Genomic DNA, 6,802 nt, shown 5'->3' with positions numbered 1-6,802 from the left:
GAGTTCGAACGCACCATCAGCGAAGCACGCGCCGAGCACCATCAGCAGGACCAAGCCGCGTAAGGAAGGCCTCTACGTTTCCAGGGGATTGACACTTGGCCCAGTCCCAGGTCGAGGAGGCAACGAACTGCTGGAGCTGCTGGTGGTCCACGCCCAGGCGCTCGGCCATCGGCTGCATCGACTTGCGCTTGCCGTCCAGCATCAGCCCGCGCAGGTACAGCTCACCCTTGGCTCGCTGATCCCGCCGGGCCAGAGAACCGAGCATCTCCTCCGCGAACGCCTCCAAGCGCGTGCGGACCGTGTCCATCTCCTCAGGTGTCACACCTGAAAGAACATCACAACCTATCCGCAGATGATCAATCGGGGTACCTAACAAAGCCCTACTAGAGTCAGCCACTGACAACAGCTTGATCGTCGCTCACCGGCCTTGCCCGCCGTGTTGGCGTTCAGGCCGGCCAATTCGAGTGGACCCTTGTCCCGGCTCACCAAGCTGCCAGCACCGGACGCTGCAGCCGCCCATTCAAGCGCTTACTCGCCAAGTGAAGCGCTCAGTCACAATCACCCGATCGGTGCCAACTCGAAGAAGCTCAGAGAACGAAGATCATGCTGGCGAGGAGGACGTGCACGGCGGTGCCCCCGAGGATGCTCAGCAGGGCGTTGCGGCGCCAGAGATGCAGTCCGACGGTCACGGTCAGGGCAACCAGGGGTGCAAGCGCGCGTGATGCGGTCAGTGGAAGGTCCCGCAGGCAGTAGACGAGAAGGATGACCATGACGCCGGCCGGCATGCGGGAGCTGAGGTACTCGATGGTCTTGCTGGACCGCAGCGGGGCGAGAGCGGCGAAGGGCACGGCGCGCAGGGCCCAGGTGACGGCGGCGGAAACAGTGACCGCGGCGATGAGGTAGGGAGCGTCAGGCATGGTGCGACGTCCTGCCGGTGGAGACGTAGCGGGCCAGAAGCCCGGCGGTGAAGAGGACGAAGGCTGCCAGGAGCATCTGCCCGGGGAGGACGAGCCGGGCCGCCAGAGCCGCCAGCAAGGCCAGGACCGGCGTCGGCAGGTCGCCACGGCGATCCCGGAGAGCATCGAGCGCGAGAACGGCGAACAGCGCGGTCAGGGCGAAGTCCACGCCCGTGACACCGTTGGGAAGGAGGGAACCGAGCAGCGCGCCAGCGGTGGCACCCCCGGCCCAGTACAGGTGCATGAACAGCTGAAGCCACAGGATCCGCCGGCCCGACCAGGAGCGGGCCCGCTCGCCGGTGGTCAGAGCGTACGCCTCATCGGTAAGGGCGAACGTGCTGTAGCCCCTGGCCAGGCGGCCCTTCACGCGGTGCAGAGGGAAGGACAGCGCGTAGAAGAGGTGCCGAATGTTCACCAGGAACGCGGTCAGAGCGACGGTCGCCAGGGGCGCGACGGCGATGACCAGACCGATCATGAGGAACTCGAACGATCCGGCATAGATCACGGTGGTGAACACAGTGGCCCACCACCAGTGGAGACCGGACTGTGTGACGAGCAGACCGAACGCCAGGCCCAGCGGGACCAGTCCCAGGCCCACGGAGGCGGAGTCCTTGAACGCGGCCCGGGCCTCGGAGAGCGCCGGGGGAGAGGAGGCGGAAGCAGCGGACCGGACGGGACCGCCGACAGCGGCAGGAGGTATACCCATGCCGCAATTTTAGGACGAAATAGACCTTATTTGATTGCTGATAGTGACCCTATGATGAACTCATGGGCAATGAAGTTCAGCTGGATGCCATTGATCGCGACATTTTGTTTCACCTTGAGCGGGACGGCCGGCTGACCAACGTCGAACTGGCCAAGCGGGTGGGCCTCACCCCGCCGCCGTGCCTGCGCCGGGTCAAACGGCTGGAGGAGGCAGGAGTCGTCTCCGGCTATCGTGCGGTCGTCGACCCGGCGGCCGTGGGACGCGGCCTGGAGGTCCTCGTTGACGTCGAGGTGTATGCCACCGACCGCAAGACCGTCGAGGCATTCGAAGAGACCGTCGCCTCCTATGAGGAGGTCATCGAGTTCCGCCGCCTCTTCGGCCGCCCGGACTACTTCCTCCGCGTCGCGGTCGCCGACCACGCCGCCTACGAGACCTTCCTCACCGGCAAACTCACTGGCCTTCCCGGCGTTCTGCGGACCGAATCCCACCTGACCATGAAGAAGATCAAGGCCGCCCCCTGACCACTCCCGCACACAGCAGCCGGAGCGCGGAGCCCTCGGCCGGGACGATGTGCGCGTGCTGCCGGAACCGGTCGACGGCGGCCCGGGCCGGAGTGCAGGGTGGCGACCGCATGCCCTCACGCGCGAGGCGGATTCCCGCGGTGGATCGCCATCCTTGTTGGAGCCAGTTCCGAACATCCATCGCTCTTTCAGGAGTTCGTGAGGTTTTGGAAGGGCACGGCGATGTCCATGACGTGTTCGTCCGCATCCGCATCGGCCCAGTTCGGGTAGTAGATTTCGCGTGCAGAGGCGCTCGGCTGCAGCCCCCGTCCATCGAGCCACGAGGCCAATGCAGCGAAGGCCCCCGCCACTGTCGGGTACTCGCTTTGCCCTTTGCGCAGCTCGGTGAACGCCTGCCGGTGCGCCGGCTCCAAGCGCACTCCGATGCGCCCGGTGGGCTGGACCGGGGATTCAGTCGGCACGCACACTTCGACCGGGCCGTTGCCGTCCTGGTCGACGAGCCCGTGATAGACGGCGAACACTGGCCCGGACAGTCCCGCGTCTGCTGCGCGGAGATACGCGAACAGTTGTTCTGTCGCCTCACCGAGGAATGCCCCCAGGTGTTCTGCCGTCACGTGCTGCTGCACGAAGACGACTTTCTGCTGACAGACCTCGCGTTCGGCGATCACATACATGGCTGCCGTCTTTCCCTTCAGGGTGTTCTGGATGTGGACTGCGAGGGGGTGGCGGGCATGGTGCTCGCGATCACGACACCGCCAGTAGTCGGCGACCAGCTCCGCTGCTTGCCCGCCCGCTGCTGACAGGACTGGCCCGATGAGGGAGAGCGGCATCCCGATGGCCCTCATGAGCGTGATCAGTCGGGCCTTCTCCAACTGCGCGGACTGGTAGTAGCGGACACGGGTACGGGGGTCGACATAGGCAGGTTTCAACAAGTCCTTGTCTGCATAGAGCCGAAGCGCCTTGTGGCTCAGTCGGGTGCGCGCGGCGAACTCCCCGATGATCATCAGATCTCGCATGGGCTCATCGTCGCCCCTGCCCCTGGGGCAGAGGCAAACGCGAGCTGTGAGTCCGGCACTGCCGCCGAGGACGGCGGATCGTAGTCCGGCCTCGGGGAGCAACTGAACAGCGTTAAGCGCATGTTCTTGAACGCGGAGCGGGCTCCGGCGCGATGCCGGGGCCCGCTCCGCGCTGGTGGGCGGTCAGTTGCAGTAGCCGCAGCCGGGGCAGCAGCCGCAGCGCGGGATGCCGAGAAGGCTTCGGGTGAGGCGCGGGGCGACCTGCCCGGCCTTGATGCCGTCCGAAGGCCACGATGGCCGTGTAACGGCTGGTGCGTTTGACGAGGGTGGCGGCCGCCGATGGCCGCGTGCCCATCATGAGGTCGCCCTCCCCGTGGCCGGGAACCTTGCGGTCCTCGGCCTCGGCAGGGCGGTCGCTGTTGGACAGCACGCCGCGGATGATGCCCCGTCCGGTGGGCCGGCGGGCGACCCCCAGGTGTCGCAGGGGCCGTGCGGTCCGCAGCTTTTCTTGAAGCCTGGCAGCTCAGCGAACAAATAATCGGTTGCCTGTTGGCGATGGAGGTGGATGCAATGTCCGGCATGGTCACATGGGTGCGCCGGGCACGGTGAGATGAGATGAACGCGTACTTACCGGGCGTCGCCACTCTGCGAGCGGGCCAACGGCAACCAAATCGTCACACGGGAGAGGCCACCGCATGAATACGCCACCGCCGTCACCTGGAGGGGAGCGGACCGATGGATCGTGCGTCCGGATCGGTGCTCTCGTTCCGCTGACTCGGCCCGGCTGGGTCGAGGCGGGCCGACACCTGCTCGCCGGCCTCGAGTTGGCCGTTCGCGAGGTCAATGACGCCGGCGGGATCAGCGGAAGGCCACTCGAGCTGGTGGTCCGGGACACTGCGGCTGATCCACAGAAGGCCGCCGCGGCCGTGGACGAATTGGCTCACTTGGGCGTGGCTGCCGTGGCGGGGGAGTATCACAGCGTCGTCGCCCGTGCCGCGGCTGCCAGGGCCGACGCCCTCGGCCTGCCGTTCCTCTGCTCGTCGGCGGTTCTCGACGGGCTCACCGAACAACCGACGGAATGGGTCGCGCGCCTCGCCCCGGCGCAGTCCCACGGCTGGCAGATCTACGCGGACTTCCTCCTCGGCGCGGGCCACAGCCGAATCGCCGTGGCAGCCGACCCGAGTGTCTACTGGGCATCCGGGGCCCGAATTCTGCGGGACTACCTCGCTCCGCGCGGCGGTACCGTCATTGAACTCGACATGCGCACGCTCTCCCCCGCGGCCGTGTGCGACAAGCTCGTCGACAATCGCGCGACAGCCCTCCTTCTTCTGGTCGGCCACCCGGAGCCAGCGGTGCCGATCGTCAAGTCTGTCCGCCGCGACCAGCGCCTCGCCGAGATCATGATTGGTGCTCCGGCCGGGCAGCCAGAGTTCGCCGAATGGGCGGCGTTGTTGGGCGGCGACGGCGCCGCGATCCCGTTCTTGCGCTATCTGCCCGAGAGCCCCAGCCCGCTCGGTGCGCGGGTCGAGGCGGCCCTCCGGGAGCGGTTGGCCGAAGCGCCCTCCTTCGTCGCCTTCGAGGGCTACGACACGGTGGCCGTCCTCGCCGATGTGCTGCGCTGTCACGGCACGGACCGGGCGCGCATCGCCGAATCCTGGCCGCGTGTTGTCGTCGAAGGCACCCGCGGGAAGATCCGGTTCTCCCGCGCGCCGGGCATCAGCGTGTGGCAATGGGCTTGGACGCCGGTCCAAGTCGTTGATCGAGATCCGGCGGAACCCGATCGCTTTCGCATCCTTCACGCCAGCTGAGAGTGCACGGAGGTCCCGACGCCGTGTTCGTGGTCCTCTCGCCTCGGTCCCGGGCAGCGCCGCCCGGCCTGCACTGACCACAACGAACGGCCAGTCGCCTCGGGTGCGCCGGCGATCTCCGACTGCCCACGCAGTGCAGGCCTTCGGCTCCACGGCGGGTGCCATGGTGCCGTACGCGTCCATGGGGGTGGAGCCAGGAGCGCCACGCCCTGGCCGGCCAGGGACCGCGCCGAGGCGTAGGAGAAGTCCGGGGACATCCGGCCGGGAAGGGTGAGGGCGGACGGCGGGCTGCCGCCGATCATGGCGGCGTGCAGTTCGCCGTCGTCGGGGGGCCAGCAGGTAGACGGCCGTCGCGACGGCCCGGAGACGGTGGGCGGCTTGTTCCACGGCGCGGTGCAGTACTGCCGTCAGTTCCTAGCCGAGGACGCCGGCGGACTCGTGTCCCTGACCGCCCGGTTGGGAAGCCATGGCGTCCGGGGCGTCGCGATCGTCCATGAGCCCTTCTGGCCGACTCGCCTCTAGTGCCGCATCAGGCAACGTTCGCCCTTCGCTCTGTTGTGCAGCCCTGACTGTCGACGGCTTCGGCCGCTGGCGATAATCGACCGGTGAACGCCATCGAACGCCCTATGCCGCCCCTGAACGCCAACGAGCGCACCACGCTTGAGAGCTGGCTCGACTTTCACCGCACCACCCTCGCCATGAAGTGCGAGGGCCTGAACGATGAGCAGGCCGCCGTTGCGTCCGTGCCGCCGTCCGGCTTCACGCTGACCGGCCTCGTCCAGCACATGGCGGAGGTGGAGCGGAACTGGTTCCGCCGGGTGTTCGCCGGAGAACAGGCCCCGCCCATCTACGACCCGCAGGCCGATCCGAATGCTCCCGACGGCGGCTTCGAACTGGCCGAGGGCGCCACCCTGCGCGACGCTCTCACCACCTGGCAGGCGGAGATCGCCCGCGCCCGCGAGCACTGCGCCGGCCGCGCTCTGACCGACACTGGCCGCTTCATGGAGCAGGACGTCAGCCTCCGCTGGATCTACGTCCACATGATCGAGGAGTACTCCCGTCATAACGGCCACGCCGACCTGGTCCGGGAGCGCATCGACGGCACCACTGGCGTATGACGCCAGATCAGGTCGCGCCCGCCCTACTGTGAGTGACGCGCCGCCGGGTTCCGTACCGGGCGGCGCGTCGTGCCAGGGTGCCCAGGTGGCTGAACGTGTGCGCGTGCGCGAGATCGATGACGACGAGGGACAGCGGCTGCTGCGGATCATCCGCAGGGGCACCGGGTCGGTGGTGACCTGGCGCCGGGCCCAGATGGTGCTGCTATCCGCGCAGCGCATGGACGTGGCGAAGATCGCCGAGGTCACGTTCACCAGCGCCGACCGGGTCCGCGACCTGATCTACAACTTCAACGCCGATGGCTTCGACTCGCTCTATCCCAAGTACAAGGGCGGCCGGCCGAAGACCTTCACCCTCCCGGAACGCCGGGAGATCAAGAAGACCGCCAAGTCGAAACCGGCCGAGCACGGCCTGCCGTTCTCGACCTGGAGCCTGGCCAAACTGGGCGACTTCCTGGTCGCCGAGGGGGTGGTCGACGACATCAGCCACGAGGGCCTGCGGGTTATGCTCCGCGAGGAGGGCGTCTCCTTACGTTGATAGAGGGTTGATTCCGGTCACTCGTAGGATCGGGAGGGCCCAGGGATGCTGGGTGTTTGTGTCCTGAACGTGGATGGAGCTGGTTGTAGGAACAGTTCTTGAAGTGATGCTGTGCGGAAGATGAAGGTTGTTGGCCCTTCGG

The 6,802-nt window shown here is 67.3% G+C and carries 7 protein-coding genes and 2 pseudogenes; 4 read left to right on the top strand and 5 right to left on the bottom strand.

From position 1 onward, the window contains the following. Positions 1-103: 103 nt before the first annotated feature. From ACNPQM_RS43320 to ACNPQM_RS43310, 3 genes and pseudogenes are all read right to left on the bottom strand, one after another. A pseudogene (locus ACNPQM_RS43320) lies at positions 104-307 on the bottom strand (transposase); the annotation flags it as partial. A 280-nt stretch (positions 308-587) separates the two neighbouring features. Beyond that, a complete protein-coding gene (locus tag ACNPQM_RS43315) occupies positions 588-917 on the bottom strand; it encodes a branched-chain amino acid transporter permease (protein ID WP_418088323.1) in 330 nt (109 codons plus the stop codon). Beyond that, complete coding sequence (locus ACNPQM_RS43310) at positions 910-1,554, bottom strand: AzlC family ABC transporter permease (protein ID WP_358863461.1); 645 nt, start codon at positions 1,552-1,554, stop codon at positions 910-912. Before ACNPQM_RS43310 ends, ACNPQM_RS43315 begins: the two co-directional genes overlap by 8 nt. Positions 1,555-1,724: 170 nt before the next feature. Here ACNPQM_RS43310 and ACNPQM_RS43305 point away from each other — a divergent pair, with 170 nt between their 5' ends. Beyond that, the gene (locus ACNPQM_RS43305; protein WP_358863459.1) at positions 1,725-2,183 is read left to right on the top strand and encodes an Lrp/AsnC family transcriptional regulator; all 459 of its coding nucleotides are present in this window, start codon (positions 1,725-1,727) and stop codon (positions 2,181-2,183) included. A 188-nt stretch (positions 2,184-2,371) separates the two neighbouring features. Here the strand turns inward: ACNPQM_RS43305 and ACNPQM_RS43300 are convergent, their stop codons facing one another. Beyond that, positions 2,372-3,199 (bottom strand): MerR family transcriptional regulator, encoded by an 828-nt coding sequence (locus ACNPQM_RS43300; RefSeq protein ID WP_418088322.1) that lies wholly within the window; start codon positions 3,197-3,199, stop codon positions 2,372-2,374. A 112-nt stretch (positions 3,200-3,311) separates the two neighbouring features. Then, positions 3,312-3,629 (bottom strand): hypothetical protein, encoded by a 318-nt coding sequence (locus tag ACNPQM_RS43295; RefSeq protein ID WP_418088321.1) that lies wholly within the window; start codon positions 3,627-3,629, stop codon positions 3,312-3,314. A gap of 265 nt (positions 3,630-3,894) precedes the next feature. On the opposite strand from ACNPQM_RS43295, the gene ACNPQM_RS43290 reads away from it, so the two are divergent. The 3 genes and pseudogenes from ACNPQM_RS43290 to ACNPQM_RS43280 all read left to right on the top strand — a co-directional run. Beyond that, the gene (locus ACNPQM_RS43290) at positions 3,895-5,007 is read left to right on the top strand and encodes an ABC transporter substrate-binding protein (protein WP_418088320.1); all 1,113 of its coding nucleotides are present in this window, start codon (positions 3,895-3,897) and stop codon (positions 5,005-5,007) included. A 605-nt stretch (positions 5,008-5,612) separates the two neighbouring features. Continuing rightward, entirely contained in the window at positions 5,613-6,125 is a 513-nt protein-coding gene (locus ACNPQM_RS43285; protein ID WP_376321152.1) for a DinB family protein, read from the top strand. Between the two features lie 85 nt (positions 6,126-6,210). Beyond that, positions 6,211-6,657: pseudogene (locus ACNPQM_RS43280) on the top strand (helix-turn-helix domain-containing protein); the annotation flags it as partial. Between the last annotated feature and the right edge of the window lie 145 nt (positions 6,658-6,802).

The sequence above is a fragment of the Streptomyces sp. NPDC056231 genome (genome assembly GCF_048270745.1).
Classification (GTDB): domain Bacteria; phylum Actinomycetota; class Actinomycetes; order Streptomycetales; family Streptomycetaceae; genus Streptomyces.
The sequence above is the reverse complement of the archived record's forward strand: the minus strand, read 5'-3'. Positions and strand labels throughout refer to the sequence as shown.

Excerpts from the sequence above, each read along its gene's own strand:
- ACNPQM_RS43305 (WP_358863459.1), top strand. The coding sequence starts at position 1,725 with ATGGGCAATGAAGTTCAGCTGGATGCCATTGATCGCGACATTTTGTTT.
- ACNPQM_RS43290 (WP_418088320.1), top strand. The coding sequence starts at position 3,895 with ATGAATACGCCACCGCCGTCACCTGGAGGGGAGCGGACCGATGGATCG.
- ACNPQM_RS43315 (WP_418088323.1), bottom strand. The coding sequence starts at position 917 with ATGCCTGACGCTCCCTACCTCATCGCCGCGGTCACTGTTTCCGCCGCC.
- ACNPQM_RS43300 (WP_418088322.1), bottom strand. The coding sequence starts at position 3,199 with ATGCGAGATCTGATGATCATCGGGGAGTTCGCCGCGCGCACCCGACTG.